This is a genomic window from Mycobacterium sp. 20KCMC460, from assembly GCF_022179425.1.
Taxonomy (GTDB): domain Bacteria; phylum Actinomycetota; class Actinomycetes; order Mycobacteriales; family Mycobacteriaceae; genus Mycobacterium; species Mycobacterium kiyosense.
Window position 1 is genome coordinate 2106789 of the sequence record NZ_AP025524.1, and the last position, 22865, is coordinate 2129653.

23 protein-coding genes are annotated in these 22865 nt (G+C 69.5%); 8 read left to right on the top strand and 15 right to left on the bottom strand.

Annotation, left to right across the window (positions count from 1 at the left end; all coding sequences use genetic code 11):
• Positions 1–33: 33 nt before the first annotated feature.
• The 9 genes from MKCMC460_RS09850 to MKCMC460_RS09890 all read right to left on the bottom strand — a co-directional run bounded on the left by MKCMC460_RS09850 (position 34) and on the right by MKCMC460_RS09890 (position 7953).
• Positions 34–1023, bottom strand: a complete 990-nt coding sequence (locus MKCMC460_RS09850; RefSeq protein ID WP_236981720.1) for a DUF5914 domain-containing protein — start codon at positions 1021–1023, stop codon at positions 34–36.
• Positions 1020–2543: an NAD(P)/FAD-dependent oxidoreductase gene (locus tag MKCMC460_RS09855; protein WP_238305638.1), complete on the bottom strand. Its 1524-nt coding sequence runs from the start codon at positions 2541–2543 to the stop codon at positions 1020–1022. The genes MKCMC460_RS09850 and MKCMC460_RS09855 overlap by 4 nt, the downstream gene beginning before the upstream one ends.
• Entirely contained in the window at positions 2540–3274 is a 735-nt protein-coding gene (locus MKCMC460_RS09860; RefSeq protein ID WP_236981721.1) for a trans-aconitate 2-methyltransferase, read from the bottom strand. The genes MKCMC460_RS09855 and MKCMC460_RS09860 overlap by 4 nt, the downstream gene beginning before the upstream one ends.
• Positions 3267–3572: a lycopene cyclase domain-containing protein gene (locus MKCMC460_RS09865; protein WP_236983936.1), complete on the bottom strand. Its 306-nt coding sequence runs from the start codon at positions 3570–3572 to the stop codon at positions 3267–3269. The genes MKCMC460_RS09860 and MKCMC460_RS09865 overlap by 8 nt, the downstream gene beginning before the upstream one ends.
• Positions 3569–3892 (bottom strand): lycopene cyclase domain-containing protein, encoded by a 324-nt coding sequence (locus MKCMC460_RS09870; RefSeq protein ID WP_236981722.1) that lies wholly within the window; start codon positions 3890–3892, stop codon positions 3569–3571. Before MKCMC460_RS09870 ends, MKCMC460_RS09865 begins: the two co-directional genes overlap by 4 nt.
• The gene (locus MKCMC460_RS09875) at positions 3889–4839 is read right to left on the bottom strand and encodes a phytoene/squalene synthase family protein (protein ID WP_236981723.1); all 951 of its coding nucleotides are present in this window, start codon (positions 4837–4839) and stop codon (positions 3889–3891) included. Before MKCMC460_RS09875 ends, MKCMC460_RS09870 begins: the two co-directional genes overlap by 4 nt.
• Positions 4836–6365 (bottom strand): phytoene desaturase family protein, encoded by a 1530-nt coding sequence (gene crtI, locus MKCMC460_RS09880; protein WP_236981724.1) that lies wholly within the window; start codon positions 6363–6365, stop codon positions 4836–4838. Before crtI ends, MKCMC460_RS09875 begins: the two co-directional genes overlap by 4 nt.
• A 20-nt stretch (positions 6366–6385) precedes the next feature.
• Entirely contained in the window at positions 6386–7471 is a 1086-nt protein-coding gene (locus MKCMC460_RS09885; RefSeq protein ID WP_236983939.1) for a polyprenyl synthetase family protein, read from the bottom strand.
• Positions 7472–7716: 245 nt separating this feature from the next.
• Positions 7717–7953 (bottom strand): DUF2945 domain-containing protein, encoded by a 237-nt coding sequence (locus MKCMC460_RS09890; RefSeq protein ID WP_236983941.1) that lies wholly within the window; start codon positions 7951–7953, stop codon positions 7717–7719.
• Positions 7954–8035: 82 nt separating this feature from the next.
• On the opposite strand from MKCMC460_RS09890, the gene MKCMC460_RS09895 reads away from it, so the two are divergent.
• Positions 8036–8707, top strand: coding sequence for a phosphodiesterase (locus MKCMC460_RS09895; RefSeq protein ID WP_236981725.1), 672 nt, complete (start codon positions 8036–8038; stop codon positions 8705–8707).
• A 42-nt stretch (positions 8708–8749) separates the two neighbouring features.
• Here MKCMC460_RS09895 and MKCMC460_RS09900 read toward each other — a convergent pair whose 3' ends face one another.
• The 5 genes from MKCMC460_RS09900 to MKCMC460_RS09920 form a co-directional block, all read right to left on the bottom strand.
• Positions 8750–8980 (bottom strand): CsbD family protein, encoded by a 231-nt coding sequence (locus tag MKCMC460_RS09900; protein WP_370653102.1) that lies wholly within the window; start codon positions 8978–8980, stop codon positions 8750–8752.
• Positions 8981–9435: 455 nt separating this feature from the next.
• Positions 9436–10788 (bottom strand): TIGR01777 family oxidoreductase, encoded by a 1353-nt coding sequence (locus MKCMC460_RS09905; protein WP_236981727.1) that lies wholly within the window; start codon positions 10786–10788, stop codon positions 9436–9438.
• A gap of 45 nt (positions 10789–10833) precedes the next feature.
• The gene (locus tag MKCMC460_RS09910; RefSeq protein WP_236981728.1) at positions 10834–12078 is read right to left on the bottom strand and encodes a glycosyltransferase family 4 protein; all 1245 of its coding nucleotides are present in this window, start codon (positions 12076–12078) and stop codon (positions 10834–10836) included.
• A gap of 7 nt (positions 12079–12085) precedes the next feature.
• Positions 12086–13642, bottom strand: a complete 1557-nt coding sequence (locus MKCMC460_RS09915; protein ID WP_236983943.1) for a glycoside hydrolase family 57 protein — start codon at positions 13640–13642, stop codon at positions 12086–12088.
• Between the two features lie 26 nt (positions 13643–13668).
• A complete protein-coding gene (locus tag MKCMC460_RS09920) occupies positions 13669–14484 on the bottom strand; it encodes a bifunctional 2-polyprenyl-6-hydroxyphenol methylase/3-demethylubiquinol 3-O-methyltransferase UbiG (protein WP_238305640.1) in 816 nt (271 codons plus the stop codon).
• Between the two features lie 275 nt (positions 14485–14759).
• Between MKCMC460_RS09920 and MKCMC460_RS09925 the strand changes: the two genes are divergently transcribed.
• The 5 genes from MKCMC460_RS09925 (at position 14760) to MKCMC460_RS09945 (ending at position 18972) form a co-directional block, all read left to right on the top strand.
• On the top strand, positions 14760–15551 hold the full coding sequence (locus MKCMC460_RS09925; RefSeq protein WP_238305642.1) for an electron transfer flavoprotein subunit beta/FixA family protein: 792 nt from the start codon (positions 14760–14762) through the stop codon (positions 15549–15551).
• A 51-nt stretch (positions 15552–15602) separates the two neighbouring features.
• On the top strand, positions 15603–16559 hold the full coding sequence (locus tag MKCMC460_RS09930) for an electron transfer flavoprotein subunit alpha/FixB family protein (RefSeq protein WP_236981730.1): 957 nt from the start codon (positions 15603–15605) through the stop codon (positions 16557–16559).
• 160 nt (positions 16560–16719) lie between these two features.
• Positions 16720–17580, top strand: a complete 861-nt coding sequence (locus MKCMC460_RS09935; RefSeq protein WP_238305645.1) for a GNAT family N-acetyltransferase — start codon at positions 16720–16722, stop codon at positions 17578–17580.
• Positions 17580–18425: a 1-acyl-sn-glycerol-3-phosphate acyltransferase gene (locus MKCMC460_RS09940; RefSeq protein WP_238305647.1), complete on the top strand. Its 846-nt coding sequence runs from the start codon at positions 17580–17582 to the stop codon at positions 18423–18425. Before MKCMC460_RS09935 ends, MKCMC460_RS09940 begins: the two co-directional genes overlap by 1 nt.
• Positions 18426–18462: 37 nt before the next feature.
• Positions 18463–18972: a DUF427 domain-containing protein gene (locus MKCMC460_RS09945; protein WP_236981732.1), complete on the top strand. Its 510-nt coding sequence runs from the start codon at positions 18463–18465 to the stop codon at positions 18970–18972.
• 6 nt (positions 18973–18978) lie between these two features.
• Here MKCMC460_RS09945 and MKCMC460_RS09950 read toward each other — a convergent pair whose 3' ends face one another.
• The gene (locus MKCMC460_RS09950; RefSeq protein WP_236981733.1) at positions 18979–20484 is read right to left on the bottom strand and encodes a cryptochrome/photolyase family protein; all 1506 of its coding nucleotides are present in this window, start codon (positions 20482–20484) and stop codon (positions 18979–18981) included.
• Between the two features lie 121 nt (positions 20485–20605).
• Between MKCMC460_RS09950 and MKCMC460_RS09955 the strand changes: the two genes are divergently transcribed.
• Both MKCMC460_RS09955 and mnmA read left to right on the top strand, forming a co-directional pair.
• Entirely contained in the window at positions 20606–21784 is a 1179-nt protein-coding gene (locus MKCMC460_RS09955) for a cysteine desulfurase family protein (protein ID WP_236983945.1), read from the top strand.
• On the top strand, positions 21784–22863 hold the full coding sequence (mnmA, locus tag MKCMC460_RS09960; protein ID WP_238305648.1) for a tRNA 2-thiouridine(34) synthase MnmA: 1080 nt from the start codon (positions 21784–21786) through the stop codon (positions 22861–22863). The genes MKCMC460_RS09955 and mnmA overlap by 1 nt, the downstream gene beginning before the upstream one ends.
• Positions 22864–22865 lie beyond the last annotated feature (2 nt).

Sequence of the window (22865 nt, forward strand, 5' to 3'; positions counted from 1 at the left end):
CCAGCCTAATGGCACGTCGGGGAGCCAATCGGTTCAGGTGCGCAGCCGGTAGCGGCGCTCGGCGTATTCGATGTCGTCTCGCCACAACCGGTTGGCGGTGCGGCGCATCAACGGCCGGATCAGCGGCGCGAAATTACGTGCCGCGTGAAATCCCGGGCGCTGCGACTGCGCGACGACGGCCTCGATCACGGCGACGCGGGGAAGGCCGTCCGGCCCCGGACCGATCGGGGTGGCGTGCGTTTCGACGACACTGCCCGTTCCTTCGCCCTCCACGATGCGCATCACGATCGTTCGCGCATCCGGGCAGGTGAACTCCGCGATGGTCGGCACCCCCAACCGCCCGACCCGGAAGGTGACCGAGACGAGAAAACGATCATCCGCCGCCGTCGGGGTGGTGAGGACCTCCAGCTGGGTGAACGAATGCGGGTGGAACCAGGCGCCATGCCACGGGTCGAGCCGGTTGGCGATGATGTCGTCCGGTTCGCACACCCCGACGACCCGGGTGACCGCGGCCAGGGCAGCGCCGGTGGGCCGGTCCGGGATCACGGGTTCGTCCAGCGGCGCCTCGCCGCCGACGCCGTCGAGTCGTACCCAGGCCAGCACACCGTCGTCGAAGCTGGGCAGCGGCGCCCAGCCCATCGTGCAGGTGTCGCCGTCCAGAGACAGTCCGTGCCATCGGCAGAACAGGGCACCGTCTGCAACCGTGCCGGTGGCCAGGTCGGCGCCCAGGTGCGGGCAGGCTCCGGGACCGACCTTCAGCCGGCCGAGACGATCGCGCCACGCGACCAATTCCACGCCGGCGACCGACGATCCGAGCGGAGCGCGGGCGCGCACATCGCTGCTCGCGGCGAACGCATACCAGTTACCGGTCGGCCGGCGCCGGGTCCGGTCGAGTGCACCGGCGATGATGCTCGGCTTAGCGGCGCCATAGCTGGGTTGCTGTCGGGTCCACGCGACGCGCGGGATCACCTGTAGCGGCCAGTCTTTCGGCCACCGGTCACGCAACTGGTCGCCGAGACTCATGGCTGCCCGCGTCGTTGGCGGTCGGCCAGCGACCGCAGCAACTTGGACCGGCCGCGGGTGGGAACGGTGGACAGCGGATGGCCGGCCAGACCCCACTGGGCCAGCAGGTGGTTGGCGGCTGTCCAGCCGGTGGTGGCCGCGCGTTCCATCAACGCCACCGGCAGGTCGACTCGGACCGAGTCCCCGGCCAGGACGAGCCCGGGTTGCGGGGTCGCGACGGTGGGGCGGCGGAGGTAGGTGCCCGGCGTGAACAGCGGGCAGTCGCTGCGGCGCAGTATTCGTTCGTGTACCACCTGCGCCGAAGCCGTCTCCGGATAGAGCCGATGCAGCTGCCGGACGGCGTGTCCACTCGATTGTGCGGAATCTACTGCGTAGGAATGCAATTCGACCACCGAACCGCCGTTGGAAGCCGCCCACGCCGCGGCTTGGCGCTCGTAGCGTTCCAGCACGCTGATGTTGTCCAGCGGCGGGTGGCCCGCGGTGCCCAGGAACGCGGGCCGCTGCGGCTTGACCGGCCGGTCGAGCCAGAGTCGCTGGACGACGAAGGGGGGCGCGGCGCGCAATCCCGCTATCTGGGTGCGCCACAACTGGGCGCCCAGGCCGTCGGACTCGGCGACGATGCTCTGCAAGCCGTTGACGTCGACCGCGAGCACCACCGCGTCCGCGTCGGTGGACTCACCTGAATCATCTTGAACGCTAAAGAGTTTCGTGGTCCCGGTCTCGACTCGCCGGACCGGGGTGCCGAGGCGGAACTCGACGCCGAGATCGGTCAGGTAGTCGCGCAGCGGATTCCACAGGCTGTCGTCGAAGTTCGAGTTCGCCACGTCGAAGATCAAGCCTTCGCTGGATCCCAGGAAGTAGATGTGGAACATCGTGGCCAGCTCACCCGCCGACAGCTGAGACGGTTCGGCGAAGAAACTGCGGGAGAACACCTCGAAGGCCAGGTGACGCGCCGAATCGGGGAAATTGATGCTCTTCAAGAACGTTTCGGCGTCGATGTGGTCCAGCTGGTGATAAATCTCGGGCACCGACACCGCGGCCAGCGGCGCGGCTGCCCGGGCATCGATACGCGCCAGGTCGGAGAGCCGGAACGTGGGGCTGCGCAACGCAAAGGCCAGGGCATTCCACGGTGGGATGCGGGGCAGACCACGGAAACTGTCGCGCCGACCCGCGCCGTCGACCAGAGGGTAGTCCCGCACCGGCGTCAGCATCCGCAGTTGCGGGTCGACCCGGCGCAGCAACTCCCGCAGGTTGTAGTACTGGCGGAAGAACGCGTGGAAGCCGCGGTTCATCGCCAGTTCGGTGCCGTCCTGCTGCTCGGTCCAGCCACCTACCCGTCCCCCGAGATAGTCCTCGCGCTCGACGACGGTGACGGCGACCCCGCGCTCGGCCAGCCCGGTGGCGGCGGCCAGGCCGGCGATGCCGGCTCCCACCACCACCGCGCGCGGTCGCCACGACAACGCGGAGGCATCGGCGTAACCGGGCGAAGCCGGATGGATCTGGCGGTGCCGGTCGGTCATCGCGGGTCCTCTCCGGTAGGCGCCTTTCCAACGAAAGTGTGGACGATGTTCTTCTCCCAGCCTGGCACGGTCTCGCTGTGCACCGCCACGTATCCGGCGTCGGACATCCGGCGGCGGACCGCGGCCGCCCCGTCGAAGGCCAGCACGCTGCGCCACAAGTGGCGGTACAGGATGCTACTGCGGGTTCGCCACCAACCGGCGGGGATGATGATTCCCCAGCAGACCGCGGACCAGATGCGGGTGGCCGCGCGCGAATCACGCACCGAATACTCGTGGGCCACCAGCGTGCCGCCCGGGCGCAGCAGGTCTCGGAAAGCGCGCAACTGGCGGTCGGGATCATCGAGGTTGCGCAGCAGATAGGCGGCGAAAATGCCGTCGAAGGGCCCGGTGACCCCGTGCTCGGCGAGTTCTTCGATACGGGAGTGCACAAATCGCACCGACGACGGCCACGACTTCGCTCTGGCCGCTTCCAGCATGCCGCCGGCGGCGTCGACCGCGACGATCTGCGCCTCCGGGGCGGCGGCCAGCAGTGCGGCCGTCGATGCGCCGGTGCCGCAGCCGGCGTCGAGCAGCCGCAACCCGGCACCGTTGCGCGGCAGACCCATCCGGCGCGCCGAGAGCCTCAGGTTGGTGTGATAGCCGGGGTTGGCGCCCACCAGGCGGTCATAAGCCGCGGCGCCCACGTCGAAGGCCCCCGGCACCTCATCACGCGCCAGACCGGCCCTATCCACGCTGGTACTCCCACACCAGCAGCACCGCGGTGACCAGGGCGAAACCGAACAGGAAGTCCTCGACCGGAATGTCGAACGGAAACCGCAGCCCGCTGGTCTGGCGCTCGTTGTAGATCACCACCGGTGCACTGAGCTTGGTCAGCCAGCCGTCGACCGGAATCTGGAAACCCAACACGATCACCATCGACAACCAGTAGGCCGCCTTGCGAAACAGGCCGGTGCGCAACAGCTTCCACTCCAGCGCCAGCACCGCCAGCACCGACAGGACGGCGGGCACGGTGTAGCCCAGGCCGGTCATCGACGTTTGCTCCACTGCAGAATCGTGGACACGGCGTTGTAGGTCAGCAGTCCGCACACCGGGATCACCAGGAAGAACAACACCTCCTCGATCGGAATGTCGGGCGGCACGTCGAAACCACTGAGGTACCTGCCGTCGTAGGCCCAGACGCCGGCCGCGATCGCCACCGCGTCCCACACCAGGAACACCGCCGCCACCGGCAGCACCGCGCGCAGCGTCCGGTGCAGTCGACGGTAGACGCCGCCGCCGAACACCTCCAGCGGCGCGGTGATCAACAGACACAGCCCGAGCAGGATCAGGTACTGCCAGTGGTCGCTCACGCCGCACGCGGCTTGCGCTGCTCGTGCGCACGGCGGGCGCGCCAGGACTGCACCAGGGCGCTGCCGGCGACCTGGATCCGGCGCGCGGTGCCGACCGTGGCGCGTTGAGAGAACACCGCGAAGTCGCTGTCCTCGATGCGGTCCAGGATCTCGGAGTACAACGTCAACGCGGTCGCCACGCACGGGCGGGACCGCGGGGCGAGCATCCCGACGCCGCCGGACGCGAACCGGTAGATCTCCCGGGTTATTTCGTGCTGCGCCGCCAGGGCGGCCCGCACCTTGGGGTCGGTGCGGCGGTGAGTGTGGCACCACATCAGCAGCTCCCGGTCCACGCCGTGCGCCGCCAATTCGTCGGCCGGCAGGTAGATCCGATCGCGCATCAGGTCCTCGTCGACATCACGCAAGAAGTTCGTCAACTGGAAGGCGCGTCCCAGCGCGGCGGCGTACGGCTCGGCTTCGGCGGCGTCGACGACGGTCCCGAGGACCGGAAGCATTTGCAGGCCAATCACTTCCGCGGAACCGCGCATGTAACGGTCGAGGGCAGCCCGGTCCGGATAGTCGGTGACGGTGAGGTCCATCCGCATGGAGGCCAGGAAGTCCTCGAAAAGCTCGCCGGAAATGTGGTACCGGTTGACGGTGTGATCCACCGCCGCCAGTATCGGCTCGTCCCGATGCTCGCCGCCGGCGAAGAACCGCTCGGACAACCGCTGCAGCCGGGCCGCCCGGGCGCCGGTGTTCAGGTCGGGGTTGAACCCGTCGAGAATGTCGTCGGCGTAGCGGGCGAATGCGTACAGTGCGTGGACCGCCGGCCGCTGGTCCGGGGCGAGCAGTCGGGTGGCCAGGAAGTAGGTGCGGCCGTTTTCGGCCGCAATCTTGCGGCAGCGACGGTACGCGGTGCGCAATCGCGGATCGTCGATACCCGCAGCGTCCAATTCATGTCGGATCACGGCAGTTTCGCCTTCAGGTCGAATCGGGTTGCGGACTTGTCGGCCACGCCCGTGACTCGGTCGGCGGCCAGTCGCCCGGAGATCAGCGTAGTGGGCACTCCGACACCCGGGACGGTCGAGGACCCGGCCAGTACCGCGTTGTCGATGCCCCGCAACAGGTTCCCCGGCCGGAACGGCCCGGTCTGGGCGAATGTGTGAGCCAGCGCGAACGGTGTGCCGGCCGTCATATCCTGACGCGCCCATTCGGCCGGAGTGTCGATGTGCAGCACCCGCGCATCGTCGCGCAGGTCGGGCAGCAATCGTTGCCGCACCATCTCGAGCATGGATTGCGCGTACGGCGCGGTGGTGTTCGTCCAGTCGACCTGGCGGCGAGACAAGTTGGGCGCCGGCGCCAACACGTAGAGCAGATCACGCCCGGCGGGCGCCAGGCCCGGATCGGTGGCGGTCGGGCGGGTGACCAACAGCGAGGGGTCGCGCATGAGCCGACCGTCGCGCACGATGTCGGTGAACGTCTGTTCCCAGGCGTCGCCGAAAAGGATGGTGTGGTGCGCCGTCTGGGGTTGGCCGTCCGTCGCGGCGCGACAGCCCACGTGCAGCACCACCGCCGAGGGTGCGGCGCGCATCGGCAGCAGCCGCATTGGGCGATAGCCCAGCAGTCGATAGCTCTGCGGGAGTTCGGTGGTCAAAACCACTGCGTCGCAGGCGATGCGGTCCCCGTCGGCGGTAATCACCGCGCCGACCCGCGCACCGCTGCGCTCCAGTCCGGTGACCGCCGTGCCGTAGCGGAATCGCACGCCGGCGTCCTGCGCGGCTGCGGCCAAGGCGTCGGGCAGTGCCCGCATACCGCCGCGCGGGAAGAAAACGCCCGAAACGGTGTCCATGTAGGCGATCACCGCGTACACCGCCAGCGCCTGCTGCGGCGCCACCCCGGCGTAGAGGGATTGAAAGGTGAACACCCGCCGCAACCGCTCGTCGGCGATGTGCCGGCTGACCATCGTCTCCCACTTGCGGAACCCGCCGATCCGGGCGAGCCGCGCCAGTTGAGGGGTCAGCATGGACAGTGGCGAGTCGAAGTTCGACGCGATGAAGCCGTCGAATTCGGTGCGGTACAAGCGGTGTAACCAGCTGCGCAGCGCGCGGTAACCGTCGGCCTCGCGCGGTCCGGCGAAATCCCGCACCGCGGCGGCCATCGCGTCGGCATCGGTGTGGACGTCGAGGCTGCTGCCATCGGCGAACTGCGCCCGGTACGCCGGGTCCAGCGCGTCCAATTTCAAGCGCTGCGAAGTGTTTTCACCGACGGCGGCGAACACCTCGTCGATGATGTCCGGCATGGTGAGCACCGTCGGCCCGGTGTCGATCAGGTAGCCGTCGATGTCGCGGCGGCCGGCGCGCCCGCCGGGCCAGGGTTCGCGTTCCACCACGGTGACCGCACGGCCCCGGCCGGCCAGGTGCAGCGCCGCGGACAGGCCGGAGAAACCGGCGCCGACCACCACCACGTGGTCGGTCCGTCCCGAAACCGTGCGCATCTAGCTCAACTCCCGGGCGGTCATGCGGCGCGGCGGGTGCACACGCCCGCCATGTCGGCCAGCGCCGACCGGATCAAGGTGTCGATCCCGCTGGTGTCCAGGGCGTTCCGGGCGATCTCGACGCGGTTGTCGATCAGCTCCTCGATCCACTGCACCGCCCCAGTGCCGAAGATCAGGCCGCGCCAGCGGTCCAGTGCGGCGTCGTCGAGATCGTCGGTGTCGATCAGTTCGCCGAAATCGCGCCGGGTCGCCGCATCGGCCATCTCGTAGGCGGCCACTACGACGCTGGTTGCCTTGCGTTCCAACAGGTCTCCGCCGTTGGGTTTGCCGGTGGTTTCCGGCGATCCGAAGACACCCAGGATGTCGTCGCGCAGCTGGAACGCTTCCCCGACGGCGGTGCCGTATTCGCCGAGCCGGGATAGCACGTGCTCGTCGCAGCCGGCCATCGCCGCACCGATCTCCAGTGGCCGGCGCACGGTGTAGTTGCCGGACTTCATCCGGGCCACCCCCAGTACCGACTGCATCGTCGGCAAGGTGCGGATATTCATTGCGAGATCGGCGAATTGGCCGACGGCAAGTTCGGTTCGCATTGCGTCGTAACGGGGCCAGGCGCGTTGCAGGTGGTGGCGCTGCAGACCGGAGTTCCGCAGCATCTGCTCGGCCCAGATCAAGCACAGGTCGCCGAGCAGGGTGGCGGCGGATTCCCCGAATCGGCGCGCAGACCCGGACATGCCCCGCTCGCGATGCCAGTCCGCGAACTGGATGTGTGCGGCGGGGCGACCGCGTCGCGACGGGGAGTCGTCCATCACGTCGTCTTGCAGCAACGCGAATGCGTGCAGCAACTCCAGGCTGGCCGTGGCGGACAGGGCTGCGGGGTTGGGCCGGGCGCCGGCCAGCCAACCCAGGTACATGAACGTCGACCGCAGGCACTTGCCGTCGCGGATGAACTCCAGCAGGATGTCGCCGGCCACGTCGACTCCGCAATCGCCCAATTCGTCGGCGCAACGACGCGAGACGAACTCGGCGACCTCGTCGAGTACCGCCCTGCGCAGGCTGGCGCGCCAGGCATCGAACTGCTCGGCAACCGGCGGGCGGCCGGCCAGCACGTGCCCGGGATGGTCGCGGCCTGCCGACGGAAGTTTATGCACGGCTCCCACGAGGCGCCCCCTTCCGGGGTTGGTCAGCGGCCGATCCGAACGGCTCAGATTCACGCGTTGGTACCCCCTCGAGGAACGGTCAAACGCAGGCGCCCAGCAGGCCGCGAAGTTATATTCAAGGAATTAATCGTTAATTTAGTGAATGATCGCGGGTGGCGCCAGTCCGGTGTCGGGCGGTGCGGGGCCGCCGGTTCTCAGGTTTCCTGCCGCTTCAGGGCCGCTGGTTTGTGCACCGCATCCCGGCCGGTCTTATCGCTGCGGACCTGATACTGCGGCTCGTCCTGTGACGCGCGCACCGTGCGTCCGGCCGCCTCGGTGTCCGAGGTGATTCTACGCTGCACCTCGCCGCGCACGGTGTTTCCGTGACTGCGCCACCTCACCTTCTCACCCGTGTGGAATTCGTCACCCGGATGGATTTCTTTGTCGCTCATAGCGGTTAGGTATTCCCCGTCGAGTGCTGCCCGAACCGGTGCCGGCGGGTTTGGAAGCCGCGTGGCAGGGAACTTGGCGACGATGACCATCGCTGATTTGCTCACCACACCGTTTCAATGGGGATCCTCCCTTCGGCACCGCAAGGTGTTCCACCCGGTCGGCGTGCTGGTCGAGGGTGCGTTCACGCGGACGGCGCCGCAGGACCACGGGCTGCCGCTGCCGACTTCCGAGGTGATCGCCAGGGTCTCGAAGGCGGTCGGGATGCCAGGTTCGCTGCCCGACGCGGTCGGTCTGGCGCTGCGCGTACCGGAGGGGATCGCCGGGCCGCGGCCGTGGGACGTGCTACTCGTCTCGGCAGCCTCGAACCCGATCGGGCGAGCGGTCGGGTTGCGGCCGGTCCTGTCCTGGTCGGACCAGCCGCTGACCAGCCTGATGCCGCTTCGCTTCGAGGGCAGCAACTGGTGGCTGCGCGCGCGCCTGTCGAACGCCATCGACGGACCGGGGTTCGCCCTGGATTCCGTCCGCGACCGCATCACCCACGGTGGCCTCGAGCTGCGGCTCGACCAGGCCCGCGGGGCAGCGGACTTCGAGCCGCTGGGCGAGCTGCGGCTGGACCGGTTGCGCACCGAGGGTGACGTGTCATTCGATCCGGTACGCAATACAGCACCGGGGGTGACGCTGTACCCCGGCTGGCTGGCCGGACTGCGGACAAGCGCATACGCCCACAGTCGCGAGGGCCGAGACGCCGACTGAGGGCCAGCCGTGATCGGCTGGCCCTCAGCGGTGTTCGGCTATCTACTGATTGGCTTCCTGGCGCTTCTCGGCCGCCTTGGCGCCCGCGCGTGCCGACTCCGCGGCCGCTTCCTTCTTGGCGGCTTCGCGCTGCGCGTCGGCCTTGTCCTGTTGCGCCTTGGCCTCCTCGGTGAGGCGTTCGTTGCCGGTGACCAAGCCGATGATCTGCTTGATCACGCCCTTGACGCCTTCCACGACCCCGCTGACGAGTTCGAGTGGTCCGCTCTTTGCCATGTTCAACCTCCGATGATTGCTGTCCCCCGCGGCTCTTGCCGCCTGCGAAAGCTGTTCCCGCTGCCGGCCTTCAGCAAACCCGGGCAAACGACCAAGGTACGCAGCCGCGCGTCAGTGCATGTCGCTGCGCTGCACAGCTGGGAGCTGGGCGTGACCGATATCTCAGTGACGGCAAACGCCCGGTTTGCCGGGAAGGACAGCGGGGAACTGGGTTGGTTGTGACAGGTAAAGAATCCTTGCGCAAGCTCCGGCGCGCCGAACGCGCGACGCTACGCCTGCAGCGCCGGGTGTGGCTCGCGCAGCTGGCCTTCTGGCCCCTGGTGACGGTAGCCATGATATCGACTGCTGTTGTGGCATGGCGGATTTGGCGGCAACGTTCGCGGCAGGAGGGTCCGGCCCAGCGCCCCCCGGTACCCGCGGGCGCTCAGACCACGCACCCGGCCGTGCCGGGGCGCTCAACCGCCGCCGCGCCCCAGTAGATGACGCAGCGCCGGGTCGAGGTCCGGCCAGCGGAAGTGGTGGCCCGACCGGGTCAGCTGAGACGGGGCGACCCTTTGATTGGCCAGTGCCAACTCCCGGGCGCCCTGGCTGCCGAGCAACACCTTGGGCCCCAATGAGGGCACCGGCAACACCGTGGGGCGACGCAACACCCGGCCCAGCACGCGGGTGTATTCGGCATTCCGAACCGGTTGGGGCGCAACGGCATTCACCGGACCGGCCAATCCGGAGTCCCAGAGCGCCCGGTGGTAGACGTCGAGAAGGTCGTCGATGCCGACCCAGGACAACCACTGCCTGCCGTCGCCGAGTCTCCCGCCCAGCCCCGCGCTGAACAGCGGACGCATCAGGCGCAGAGTGCCGCCGAGCGGGGACTGCACGATGCCGGTGCGCACCGCCACCACCCGGGTCCCGGATTGCTCGGCCGGGGCGGTCGCCGCTTCCCAGTCGGCGACCACGTCGGCCAGAAACCCTTCGCCCCGCTCGCTGTCCTCGGTCAACACCTCCTCGCCGCGGTCGTAGCCGTAGAACCCGATCGCCGACGCCGAGATCAACACCCCCGTGCCGCTGCGAGCCACCAGTTCGGCCAACTTGCGGGTCGGCCCGATTCGGCTGTCGCGGATCGCATTTCGGTGCTTGTCGGTGAATCGGCCGGCGATCGACGCGCCCGCCAGATGGATGACGGCGTCGATGCCGTCGAGCAGGTCGGGGTCGGGGTCCTCGGGCTGCCACCGCCGCTGGTCGGGGCCGTCCGGTGTGCCGCGGACCAACCGGACGATCCGGTGACCACCGGTGCTCAGGAATGCGCTCAGCGCGGTGCCCACCAGCCCGGAGGAACCGGTCATGGCGATCGTCAACCGTCCCAGACCGTGCTCGGCCGCCCGCGTGTGCGCGGCGAGGTCGTCAGCCAACTGTCGGTGCCGGTAGACGAACATCGGCCGCAGCGCGGAGCCGGGCACCGGGGTGTCGACGCGATCGGTGACCAGGGTCGCGCGGTCGTCGACGTCGGCGAATTCGTGGGTGTGCCGCCAGTGCCCGATCAACCTCGGTGGCAGCGAAGCCAGGCCCTCGGTGTCCAATTCGTCGACGAAACACCGTGGCGGATCGTAGGAATCGGCCTGATGCTGCGCCACCCAGCGCAAGCCACCGGGCAACCGCAGGACGGCGCGGCCGTCCTTGACCGAATCGGCCTCGGCAACCAGCCGCATCGGCGACCACGGCGGACAGAGCCGCGCGAACGCACCGGGTCGGCTGTGCCAGGCGAATACCTCGTCGCGTGGCGCGTTGATCACAGTCGAATAGGTCAGCCCCATCCCACGACGCTACCGGCGATGCCGGCCGCACGGCCGTGCCGCAGGTCAGCGGTTCGGCAGGGCGTGTTCGACGATGGGCAGCCGGGGCTGCGCCTGACGCTCGCCGCGTTTGGCGGCCAGATACACCTGCGCGGTCTCGCCGGCCACTGTCTGCCAATCGAAGTCCGAGGTCAGCCGGTCCCGCGCGGCCCGGGCGCGGCGCTGGGCGGCGCCCGGATCGTCGAGCACCTTGGCTACCGCCCGCGCCAGCGCGGCGACGTCGCGGGGCGGACAGGAAACGCCGGTGACCCCGTCGATCACCGCTTCGCCCAGACCGCCGGTATTCGAGACGACCAGGGGGATGCCGGCGGCGGCGGCCTCCAGCGCGGCCAGGCCGAACGGCTCGTAGTGGCTGGGCAGCACCGCCGCGTCGGCGCGGTGCAGCGCGGCCAGCAGTTCGTCGTGGTGCAGGTGGCCGACGAAACGGGTTGCCTTGAGCACCTTGTGCTTTCGCGCCTGCGCGACCAGGAAGTCCTGCTGGGTTCCGGCACCGGCGACGGTCAGCGTGGTGCCCGGGTGACTGCGCCTGATCCGGGGCAGCGCGGCAATGGCGTCGTGCACGCCCTTCTCATACTCGAGGCGCCCGACGTAGAGCAGTTCGGCCGGCCCGGTGCGGGGGCGGCGGCGCGCGAACGGCCAGCGGGCCGCGTCGATACCGTTGCGGATCACCGTGATCTCGGCCAGTCCGGGACCGAACAACTCGGTGATCTCCTCGCGCATCGAAGCCGAACACGTGATGAGCGAGTCGGATTCCCGCACCAGCCACGACTCGACCGCGTGGACCTGACGACTGATGGCCCCGCAGACCCAGCCGGAATGCCGACCGGCCTCGGTGGCATGAATCGTGGAAACCATTGGCACGTCATAGAATTGGGCCAGAGCAATAGCCGGATGAGCAACCAGCCAGTCGTGGGCGTGGACGACGTCGGGGCGCCACGGCCGGTCACTGTGGTACCTCTTGAGCGACAACCCGGCACGGACCATCGAGTGGCCCATCGCCAGCGTCCAGGCCATCATGTCGGTGCCGAAGGAGAATTCGTGCGGGTCGTGCGCCGCCGCGATCACCCGCACCCCCTCGCTGATCTCGTCCGAACTGGGGTGAGTGCTGGGATCGGTGCCGGTCGGCCGGCGGGACAGCACCACGACGTCGTGGCCGGCCGCGGCCAGTGCGGTGGACAGCTGATACACGTGCCGGCCCAGGCCGCCGATCACCACCGGCGGGTACTCCCACGAGACCATCAAAATCTTCATCCGCGGCTCACCGGGGCAACCTGCGGGCGTCCAGTGCGCCGAACAGTCCGTCGGCCCGGTTCCAGCCCTCGGCCAACCGCTGCGCGGCGTCGCGCCGGCCCGACGCCAACGCGCCGGCGATCTCCCGGGTGGCATGAGCGTGCAGGTGAGCGCGATACCGGGCGTAGTCGGCGGCGGAGTCCTTGCTGACCATGAACGGCCAGTCGCTGGACACCGTCAGCAGCGTCTCGCGCAGGATCTGATCGGCGACGTGGTCCCGCGGGGTCGGCCCGTCCAGCGACGCCGTCTGCGCCAGCGCCTTGTCCACCGTGCTCAGCGCGGTCTCGACCACCTCGGCGTTGAGTTGCACCAGATCGGCCACCTGCTCGCCGTTCCACACCTGCCAGTCCTTGCCGGAACCCCAAGAGCTGGGCGGTAATTCGACGCTCGTGCCGACGAAGCCGTCATCGAGGGCATCGCGCAACGTGCCCACCCGGACGCCGGCCTCCGGCAGGGCGCGCAACACCCGCGCCAGCCAGGTGGGACCCTCGTACCACCAGTGACCGAACAGCTCGGTGTCGAACGCCGCGACGACGTGCGCGGGCCGGCCGATCCGCTGCGACTCCGAGACGAGCCGGTTGCGCACCACGTCCACGAAGTCGGCGACATGGGTGTCGATCGCGCGGTCGGCCCGCTCGGGGTCATAGGGCGCCTTGTCCGCCGACGACACATTGCGGCCGGTGACCCGCGCCGGCTTGAGACCGGTGAGATGGTCGTAGGTGTGGAAGTCGCGGTAGGCGGCGTGCCCGGGGTAGCCGGACTTCGGTGACCACACCCGATAGCTGACCTGCAGGTCGCGCCCGAAGGCGACTACGTCGGTGTCGCCGACCGGCCGGCCCAGCGCGGTGTCCCCGTGCAGGGACGGGCCGTCGACCATGAAGTGCGTGACGCCGGCGGCCGCGTACTCCGTTTCCAGGCCCGGGGCGTACGCGCATTCGGGCGCCCAGATGCCGGCCGGACCGTTACGCGGCCCCAGCCGCAACCGCGCGTCGGCCAGGCCCTCGCGCAGCGCGAACTCGCGCAATCGCGGCGCCAGCAGCGGCTGGAACGGGTGGGCCAGCGGCCCCCCGAGCAGCTCCACGGTGCCCGCATCGACCAGGCCGCGCAGCAGCGGACTGCCGCCGTGCCGCCACAGCGTGGCGAAGTCCCCGAGCGCCCGCTCGGCTTCGGCTTTCTCCCGAATGCCGAAGGCGCGCAACGCTTCTGGCGTGCACGACTGGTAGCCGGATGATTTCGACCGCGGGATCGAGCGCACGCTGGCTGCCTCGAGGGCGCGCAGCCCCCAGTTGGCCAGCCAGTGGTACATGCCGTCCAGGCAGTACGGGTCGTCGAGCTGGGCGTTGACCACCGGCGTCATGCCCAGCGTGAGCAACCCGTGGCGTCCCTCGCCGGCCAGCTCGTGCAGCACCCGGAACAGCGGCAGGTACGAAGCCGCCCAGGACTGGTAGAGCCACTCCTCGCCCACCGGCCAGCGGCCGTGATGAGCCAGCCACGGCAGGTGGGTGTGCAGCACCAGGGTGAACATGCCGGGCACCCGGTCGCTCTGGCTGGTCACCCGCGCACCGCGATCGCGACGAGATCCAGGCTGGCATCGATGTCCCGCACACCGCGTTCGACCAGGTCGAAATCGGCCGTGGTCACCGCGGCAACGTCCGCCACCAGCTGCGGTGACCAGGGCGCGTCGGCCACCGCGCGCTCGATCTGCGCGTCGATGATCGAGCCGCCGTGCCGCGCATCCATCTCCAGCAGCCGCGGCCCGTGGAACAGACCGTTCATCGACACGTCGCGGAAACCGCCGTCGACCAGCAGCTCGGTGAGCTCGTCGGCGTTGAGTTCGCGGGTGTGGAACGGATTGATCGGCGTGTCGCGGCCGGGGGAGAAGGTGATCCGGTTCGGCGTCGACACCATCAACACCCCGGCCGGCCGCAGCACCCGCGCACATTCGCCGATGAACTGGCCCTGATCCCACAGGTGCTCGATGACCTGGAAGTTCACTACGACATCGACGGACTCGTCCGGCAGCGGCAGCTCGCACAAGTTCGCCTGCAGCACCTCCACCCGCGGATAGCGGCTGCGCACGTGCGTCACCGCCGACTCGTCGTAGTCCACCGCCACCACCCGGCGCGCCACGCCGGCGATCAGGTCGGCGCCGTAACCTTCGCCACACCCCGCCTCGAGCACGTCGCGACCCGCGCAGCGCGGCGCCAGCCGCTGGTAGACCACCTCGTGGCGGCGGAACCAATAGTTCTCGATGTCCAGGTCGGGAATGGTGCGTTCACCGGTCAGGGTCAACACGGCGTCGAGGGGCCCGCTGTCGGCGGAAACAGCGGATATCCGGGGGGACCCGTCGGGGACGAATGCGCTCATTGCTAAGGCAGGCTAATGCCTGGCACCGGATTCGCGAACCGGATGGCGGATCCGGCGGCGGGCCGGGCGAGAGAACGCGGCGCCGCCGACGACCCCGTCCCAGCCAGCACAGTGGGGAGGAGGTGGGCAGATGGGCAAATGCGACCCGCTATGGTGAGGAGGCAAACCGCACGAAGTTACCGCTTAGTAACATGCGCTGTGCGGTCCCGTAAATGCGTGACCGAGGTCCTGTAGCCATCGCTGCGGGACTCCTTCGAGGAGGACGAACCACACTCATGACGAACATCGTGGTCCTGATCAAGCAGGTCCCAGACACCTGGTCGGAGCGCAAGCTGTCCGAGGACGACTGGACGCTCGACCGCGAGGCCGCCGACGCGGTCTTGGACGAGATCAACGAGCGCGCCGTGGAAGAAGCGCTGCAGATCCGCGAGCGCGAGGGCGGCGAAGGGTCGGTGACCGTGCTGACCGCCGGTCCCGAGCGCGCCACCGAGGCGATCCGCAAGGCCCTGTCCATGGGCGCAGACAAGGCCGTGCACCTCAAGGACGACGGCTTGAAGGGCTCCGACGTCATCCAGACCGGCTGGGCGCTGGCCCGGGCGCTGGGCGCCATCGAAGGCACCGAGCTGGTGATCGCCGGTAACGAGGCCACCGACGGCAGCGGCGGCGCGGTCCCGGCAATCATCGCCGAGTACCTGGGTCTGCCTCAGCTCACCCACGTGCGCAAGCTGTCCGTCGAGGACGGCAAGGTGACCGCGGAGCGCGAGACCGACGACGGCGTCTTCACCCTCGAGGCCACGCTGCCCGCGGTGGTCAGCGTCAACGAGAAGATCAACGAGCCGCGCTTTCCGTCCTTCAAGGGCATCATGGCCGCCAAGAAGAAGGAAGTCACCGTCCTGACGCTGGCCGAAATCGGTGTCGAGCCCGACGAGGTCGGACTGGCGAACGCCGGCTCCACGGTGAAGTCCTCGACGCCCAAGCCGCCGAAGACGGCCGGTGAGAAGGTGACCGACGAGGGCGAGGGCGGCAACGACATCGTCAAGTACCTGGTCGCCCAGAAGATCATCTGACCTAGCCGACGATCCCACTGACGATCCCAGAGACGAGAAGAGCGAAAACCCATGGCTGAAGTATTGGTGCTCGTGGAGCACGCCGACGGTGCGCTGAAGAAGGTCACCGCCGAATTGATCACCGCCGCCCGCGCGCTGGGCGAACCGTCCGCCGTCGTCATCGGCGCGCCGGGCACGGCCGAGCCGCTGGTGGACGGGTTGAAGGCGGCCGGTGCCGCCAAGATCTATGTCGCCGAGTCCGACGACGTCGACAAATACCTGATCGTGCCGTATGTGGACGTGCTGGCCGCGCTGGCCGAGGAGAAAGCGCCGGCCGCGGTGCTGGTGGCCGCCAACGCCGACGGCAAGGAGATCGCTGGCCGGCTGGCCGCCCGGATCGGCTCCGGGCTGCTCGTCGACGTGGTCGACGTGAAGGAAGGCGCGATCGGCGTGCACTCCATCTTCGGTGGCGCGTTCACCGTCGAGGCGCAGGCCAATGGCGACACCCCGGTGATCTCGCTGCGGGCCGGCGCCGTGGAGGCCGAGCCCGCCGACGGCGCCGGTGAGGTGATCAACGTCGAGGTGCCGGCTCCGGCCGAGAACGCGACCAAGATCACCGCCCGCGAGCCGGCGGTCGCCGGCGACCGCCCGGAACTCACCGAGGCCACCATCGTGGTGTCCGGTGGCCGCGGTGTGGGCAGCGAGGAGAATTTCAAGGTGGTCGAGGAGCTGGCCGACTCGCTCGGTGCCGCCGTGGGCGCCTCGCGCGCCGCGGTCGACTCCGGCTACTACCCCGGGCAGTTCCAGGTCGGCCAGACCGGCAAGACGGTGTCTCCGCAGCTCTACATCGCGCTGGGCATCTCCGGGGCGATCCAGCACCGGGCCGGCATGCAGACCTCCAAGACCATCGTCGCGGTCAACAAGGACGAAGAGGCGCCCATCTTCGAGATCGCCGACTACGGCGTGGTCGGCGACCTGTTCAAGGTCGCCCCGCAGCTGACCGAGGGCGTCAAGGCCCGCAAGGGCTGATTTTTCTGGCCTAGCAGACGCAGAAGCGCCTCATTTCCCGCCGAAATGAGGCGCTTTTGCGTCTGCTCGCCGTGACGGCCCGCAATCCTGTCACCTGACGTGCACCGACATGTCAGCGCACCGATGCCGCCTAGCCGACCGGTTGCGCCACGTTGATGGCATGAGCATCGCTTCAGTCCTCATACCCAGCGACAAACCCCGCGGCCCGTCGGTTTCCCCCGCTTCGGCCGCCCCGAGCTACTCCCTGCTGCTCTCCACCGACTCGAGCCTGATCGAGGCCGCCCAGCGGCTGCGCTACGACGTGTTCACCAGCACGCCGGGTTTCACTTTGCCGGCAGCCTCGGCCGGGCCCGACGGCCGCGACGTGGACCGGTTCGACGAGTACTGCGACCACCTGCTGGTGCGCGACGACGACACCGGCGAACTGGTGGGCTGCTACCGGATGCTGCCGCCGCCCGGCGCGATCGCCGCCGGCGGCCTCTACACCGCAACGGAATTCGACGTCCGCGCCTTCGACCCGCTGCGACCTTCGCTGGTGGAGATGGGCCGCGCGGTGGTACGCGACGGTCACCGCAACGGTGCGGTGGTGCTGCTGATGTGGGCCGGCATCCTGGCCTACCTGGACCGCTGCGACTACGACTACGTGACCGGCTGCGTCTCGGTCCCGGTGCACACCGGTTCCGACGCGCCGGGCAGCCAGATCCGCGGGGTGCGCGACTTCGTGCACAAGCGGCACGCCGCGCAATACCGGGTGCGTCCCTACCGGCCGGTCTGCATCGACGGCAAGAGCCTGGACGACATCGACCCGCCGGCGCGGCCGACGGTGCCGCCGCTGATGCGCGGCTACCTGCGATTGGGTGCCCGGGCCTGCGGCGACCCGGCGCACGACCCGGACTTCGGGGTCGGCGACTTCTGTGTGCTGCTGGGCAAGCGCGATGCCGATACGCGCTATCTGAAGCGGCTGCGGTCGGTATCGGCGGCGGCCGAACTGGGAGGGGCGACGGCGGGTGGGGCGGCCTGATGACGGCCACCGCCGGACACTCCTGGCTGCCCCGGGCATCGTGCAACGTCGGTTGCGTGAGCGGCACCGCGGTGTCGCGGTCGCTCGCCGAGCGGGTCCGGGTGGCGCTTCGGCTCACCGTGGCGCTGCTGCTGGCCCCGGGCATCCCGCTGCTCGGCATGCCGATGCCCGGCAGCAACCATCTGCAGCGCGCCTACTGCCGGATGGTGCTGCGCTGCTTCGGCGTGCGAATCACCGTGCACGGCAACCCGATTCGTAACCTGCGTGGTGTGCTGGTGGTCAGCAGCCACACCTCCTGGCTGGACGCCTTCGCCATCGGCGCGGTGCTGCCCGGGTCGTTCGTCGCCCGCGCCGACATGTTCACCGGTCCGGCGATCGGAATCGTGGCCCGCGCGCTGAAGATCATCCCGATCGAGCGGGCCAGCCTGCGCCGGCTGCCCGGTGTGGTCGACGCGGTCGCCCGGCGGCTGCGCGCCGGGCAGACGGTGGTCGCGTTCCCGGAGGGAACCACCTGGTGCGGCCGGGCGTCCGGAAACTTCTATCCGGCGATGTTCCAGGCCGCCATCGACGCCGGCCGTCCCGTGCAGCCGCTGCGGCTGACGTATCACCACGTCGACGGCAGCGTATCCACGACACCCGCGTTCGTCGGCGACGACACCCTGCTGCGGTCGGTGTTCCGGTTGCTCCGGCAGCGCCGGACCCTGGCCTGCGTGCGCGTCGAGTCACTGCAGCTGCCCGGCGACGACCGGCGTGCCCTGGCCCGCAACTGCCAGTCCGCGGTGCACGCCTGCGTACCGGGTCCCGCGGCGCCGCGCCCGGACCACGGCCACGTCCTGGTGGCCTGAAACAGCCCCGACCGGCCAGTCCGCGATGCCGCGGACAATGGGCCGGGTGAATCCCCGCCCCGCCCCCATCAAACCCGCGCCCGGACAGGAATCCGTCTGGGACTATCCCCGTCCTCCGCGCGTGGAACCGTTCCGCGGCTCGATCACCGTCGAATTCGGCGGCCTGACGATCGCATCGGCCAGCTGCGCGCACCGAGTGCTGGAAACCAGTCACCCACCCACGTACTACCTGCCCCGAGACGCATTCGTCGACGGCGTGCTGCGTCCCGCGGCCGGTGGCTCCTGGTGTGAATGGAAAGGCCGGGCAAGTTATTTCGACCTGACTGCCGGCGGGCGGACCGCGACCCGCGCGGCGTGGACCTACCCGCAGCCGGCGCCCGGGTTCGAACCGATCGCCGGCGCCGTCGCGGTGATGGCCGCGCAGATGGACCGGTGCACGGTCAACGGCGAAGAGGTGACCGCCCAGCCCGGCGGCTTCTACGGTGGCTGGATCACCAGCTGGATTGTGGGTCCGTTCAAGGGAATTCCCGGATCACAAGGCTGGTGAGGATGTTCACGGCGCGCGACTGCCGAGCCGGCGCTGCTGGGCCACCACCTCGTCGAGATCGGACAGCCTTCGCATCCCGGCCAACGGCTGCTTCATCCGGTGATTCCCGGCCAGCTGCTCGTTGTTGCGAGACAGAAACCACCAGTACCCGCCGGTGAACGGGCAGGCGTCGGCCCCGACGCGCCGGCCCGGGCGGTAACGGCATTGGCCGCAGTAATCGCTCATCCGATTGATGTAGGCCCCGCCCGAGGCGTACGGCTTCGTCGCCATCAGCCCGCCGTCGGCGTGCAGTGACATGCCGATGACGTTGGCGACCATCACCCAGTCGTAACCGTCGACGAAGCAGCGGTGGAACCAGTCGGTGACAGCGGCCGGATGCCAACCACGTTGCAGCGCATAGTTCGACAGCACCATCAGTCGCGGGATGTGATGCACCCAGCCGTGTTCGCGGACCTGGGCCAGCACGTCCTTGAGGCAGCGCGCCTCGACGGCGTCGGCGTCGAGTTCGGCGAACCAATCAGGCAGCTCGGTGCGTGCCTGCAATGCGTTGTGGCGGCGGTAGTTTCGCCCAAAATGCCAATACACGTGCCAGACGTAGTCGCGCCAGCCGATCAGCTGGCGAATGTAGCCCTCCACGCTGCCCAGCGGCGCCTGCCTGGTGCGGTAGGCGTCTTCGGCGGCGTATGCGCACTCGAGCGGGTCCAGCAGGCCCAGGTTCATCGGCGCCGACAGCAGGCTGTGCGCCATGAACCGGTCCCCGGTCAGCATGGCATCTTCGTGCGGACCGAAGTGCGGCAACCGATTGCGCAGGAACACCTCAAGCGCTTGGCGCGCTTCGGTTGCGGTGACGGCGAATTCGCGCGGGCCGTCGGAGCCGACGAACGACACCGCGCCGTCGCTTTCCCAGCGGTCCAGATCCGCGCGCACCCGCTCGTCGATCTCGTCCTCGGTGGGCAGCCAGGGCCCGGGCACGCCCAAGTCGGTTCCGTTTTTCGGTGCGGGTTCCCGATTGTCGGCGTCGAAATTCCACCTGCCGGAGACGGGTTCGTCGCCGTCCATCAGCAGGTCGAACCGGCGGCGGGCGCTGCGATAGAAATCCTCCAGGCGCAGCGTGCGCTGCTGTTGCGCCCAGCCGTCGAACTGTTCGCGGCTGGTGCAGAAACCGCGGGCGGCCACCACCTCGACGGCGGGCAGTGACCGCACGAACCGGTCGGCCGCGAACGAGGTGGGCTGACACACGCTGATCGGTCCGTTGACGCGGGTCAGCGCCTCGCGGTAGGTGCGGGTCTGCAGGAAGGTGGCCTGCTCGCCGAGTTCGGCGGCGCGGTGCCGCAGCGCCGAGAGCACCAGATGGGCCTTGCGCCGGTGGAACCGCCGCCGTTCGAACACCGCCCGCGACTCGACCAGCAGCACCGGCTGGCCGGGGTCGTCCAGAAAATGCGGGCCGAGCTGGTCGGCGAAGCACCACCGCGTGGTAACCCGGCCGGCAGCGGATCGATCCTGTTTGGTCAAATCTTCACCGTCTTAACGATTGGCGGGATTGGGTGAACCGGTCGGGTACCCGCTCCACCTGCCGCTGAGACAGGCTGTGGCTGCTCAGGCGCTGGACGCGACCGGTATCGTGGGGCGAGTCATGGTCTATCTCGATCACGCCGCCACCACCCCGATGCACCCAGCTGCCATTGAGGCGATGACGGCTGTGTTGGGCTGCGTCGGCAACGCGGCGTCGCTGCACACCACCGGCCGGGCGGCCCGCCGGCGGGTGGAGGAGTCCCGCGAGCTGATCGCGGACAAACTGGGCGCCCGCCCCTCCGAGGTCATCTTCACCGCCGGCGGCACCGAGAGTGACAACCTGGCCGTCAAGGGGATCTTCTGGGCCCGTCGCGACGCCGACCCCCTGCGCCGGCGCATCGTTGCCACCGAGGTCGAACACCACGCGGTGCTGGACGCAGTGAACTGGCTCGTCGAGCACGAAGGCGCCGAGGTCACCTGGCTGCCCACCGCGTCCGACGGTTCGGTGTCGGCGGCCGACCTGCGCGCGGCGCTGCAGACCTACGACGACGTGGCGCTGATCACGGTGATGTGGGCCAACAACGAGGTCGGCACCGTCATGCCGGTCGCCGAGCTGGCAGCGGTCGCCGCCGAATTCGGTATCCCCATGCACAGCGACGCCGTGCAGGCGATCGGTGCGCTGAACGTCGACTTCGCCGCCAGCGGACTGTCGGCGATGAGCGTGGCTTCGCACAAGTTCGGCGGGCCGCCCGGGGTCGGCGCACTGCTGCTGCGCCGCGACGTCGCGTGCGTGCCGCTGCTGCACGGCGGTGGCCAGGAGCGCGATATCCGTTCCGGCACACCATATGTCGCGGGCACCGTGGGGATGGCGACGGCGGCCGCGCTCGCCGTGGACGGGCTGGATGCCACCAGCGCGCGGCTGCGCGCACTGCGCGACCGGCTGGTCGACGGCGTGCTGGCCGGCATCGACGACGTCCGGCTCAACGGCGCCCGGGACCCGTTGCGGCTACCGGGCAACGCGCACTTCACCTTCCGCGGCTGCGAAGGCGATGCGCTGTTGATGTTGTTGGACGCCAACGGAATCGAGTGCTCGACCGGGTCGGCCTGCACCGCCGGGGTGCCGCGGCCGTCGCACGTGCTGGTCGCGATGGGCGCCGACCCGGCCAGTGCGCGCGGCTCGCTGCGACTGTCGCTGGGGCACACCAGTGTCGACGCCGACGTCGACGCGGTGCTGCAGGTGCTGCCCGGCGCCGTGGCGCGGGCCCGCCGCGCCGCCCTGGCCGCCGCGGGGCTTTCGTAATGAAGGTTCTCGCCGCGATGAGCGGCGGTGTCGACTCGTCGGTCGCCGCCGCCCGCATGGTCGATGCCGGACACGACGTGGTCGGTGTGCACCTGGCGCTGTCCACCGCGCCCGGCACGCTGCGCACCGGATCTCGTGGCTGCTGCTCCAAGGAGGACGCCGCCGACGCGCGCCGCGTTGCCGACGTCCTCGGAATCCCGTTCTACGTCTGGGATTTCGCGGAGAAGTTCCAGGCCGACGTGATCGACGAATTCGTGTCGTCCTACGCGCGCGGGGAAACCCCCAACCCGTGCGTGCGCTGCAACCAGCAGATCAAGTTCTCGGCGTTGTCGGCGCGCGCGCTGGCGCTGGGCTTCGACACGGTGGTCACCGGGCACTACGCCCGGTTGTGCGACGGCCGGTTGCGGCGCGCCGTCGACCGGGACAAGGACCAGTCGTACGTGCTGGCGGTGCTGAGCGCCGAGCAGTTGCGCCACGCCGCATTCCCGATCGGCGATACCCCCAAGCCGCAGATCCGCGCCGAGGCGGCGCGTCGCGGCCTCGCGGTCGCCGACAAGCCGGACAGCCACGACATCTGCTTCATCCCCTCGGGTGACACCCAGGCGTTTCTGGGTGCCCGCATCGGTGTCCGGCGGGGCGCGGTGGTGGACCGCGACGGCACGGTGCTGGCCGAGCACGACGGCGTGCACGGCTTCACCATCGGCCAGCGCAAGGGCCTGGGCATCGCCGGTCCCGGCCCGGACGGCAGGCCGCGGTACGTGACGGCGATCGACGCCGACACCGGGACCGTGCACGTCGGCGCCGCGGCCGATCTGGAGGTTGCGGCGTTGACCGGTAGGCGGCCCGTGTTCACCTGCGGGCGTGCGCCGTCGGGTCCGATCGAGTGCGAGGTCCAGATTCGTGCGCATGGCGAAATCGCCGGTGCGGTAGCCGAATTGGTGGGCGACGAACTGCGGGTGCAGTTGCGTGCCCCGGTGCGCGGGGTGGCGCGCGGCCAGACGCTGGTGCTCTACCGCCCCGACCCGGCCGGCGACGAGGTGCTGGGCAGCGCCACCATCGCCGGGACCGGGCGGGACTAGCC

Coding starts and splice junctions, on each gene's coding strand:
- MKCMC460_RS09945 (WP_236981732.1), top strand. CDS start 18,463: ATGGGCCGGGTGAATCCCCGCCCCGCCCCCATCAAACCCGCGCCCGGA.
- MKCMC460_RS09890 (WP_236983941.1), bottom strand. CDS start 7,953: ATGAGCGACAAAGAAATCCATCCGGGTGACGAATTCCACACGGGTGAG.
- MKCMC460_RS09865 (WP_236983936.1), bottom strand. CDS start 3,572: ATGACCGGCCTGGGCTACACCGTGCCCGCCGTCCTGTCGGTGCTGGCG.
- MKCMC460_RS09920 (WP_238305640.1), bottom strand. CDS start 14,484: ATGAGCGCATTCGTCCCCGACGGGTCCCCCCGGATATCCGCTGTTTCC.
- MKCMC460_RS09940 (WP_238305647.1), top strand. CDS start 17,580: ATGACGGCCACCGCCGGACACTCCTGGCTGCCCCGGGCATCGTGCAAC.
- MKCMC460_RS09955 (WP_236983945.1), top strand. CDS start 20,606: ATGGTCTATCTCGATCACGCCGCCACCACCCCGATGCACCCAGCTGCC.
- MKCMC460_RS09900 (WP_370653102.1), bottom strand. CDS start 8,980: ATGGCAAAGAGCGGACCACTCGAACTCGTCAGCGGGGTCGTGGAAGGC.
- MKCMC460_RS09915 (WP_236983943.1), bottom strand. CDS start 13,642: ATGTTCACCCTGGTGCTGCACACCCACCTGCCGTGGCTGGCTCATCAC.
- MKCMC460_RS09925 (WP_238305642.1), top strand. CDS start 14,760: ATGACGAACATCGTGGTCCTGATCAAGCAGGTCCCAGACACCTGGTCG.
- MKCMC460_RS09895 (WP_236981725.1), top strand. CDS start 8,036: ATGACCATCGCTGATTTGCTCACCACACCGTTTCAATGGGGATCCTCC.
- MKCMC460_RS09930 (WP_236981730.1), top strand. CDS start 15,603: ATGGCTGAAGTATTGGTGCTCGTGGAGCACGCCGACGGTGCGCTGAAG.
- MKCMC460_RS09905 (WP_236981727.1), bottom strand. CDS start 10,788: ATGGGGCTGACCTATTCGACTGTGATCAACGCGCCACGCGACGAGGTA.
- MKCMC460_RS09850 (WP_236981720.1), bottom strand. CDS start 1,023: ATGAGTCTCGGCGACCAGTTGCGTGACCGGTGGCCGAAAGACTGGCCG.
- crtI (WP_236981724.1), bottom strand. CDS start 6,365: ATGCGCACGGTTTCGGGACGGACCGACCACGTGGTGGTGGTCGGCGCC.
- MKCMC460_RS09935 (WP_238305645.1), top strand. CDS start 16,720: ATGAGCATCGCTTCAGTCCTCATACCCAGCGACAAACCCCGCGGCCCG.
- mnmA (WP_238305648.1), top strand. CDS start 21,784: ATGAAGGTTCTCGCCGCGATGAGCGGCGGTGTCGACTCGTCGGTCGCC.
- MKCMC460_RS09910 (WP_236981728.1), bottom strand. CDS start 12,078: ATGAAGATTTTGATGGTCTCGTGGGAGTACCCGCCGGTGGTGATCGGC.
- MKCMC460_RS09855 (WP_238305638.1), bottom strand. CDS start 2,543: ATGACCGACCGGCACCGCCAGATCCATCCGGCTTCGCCCGGTTACGCC.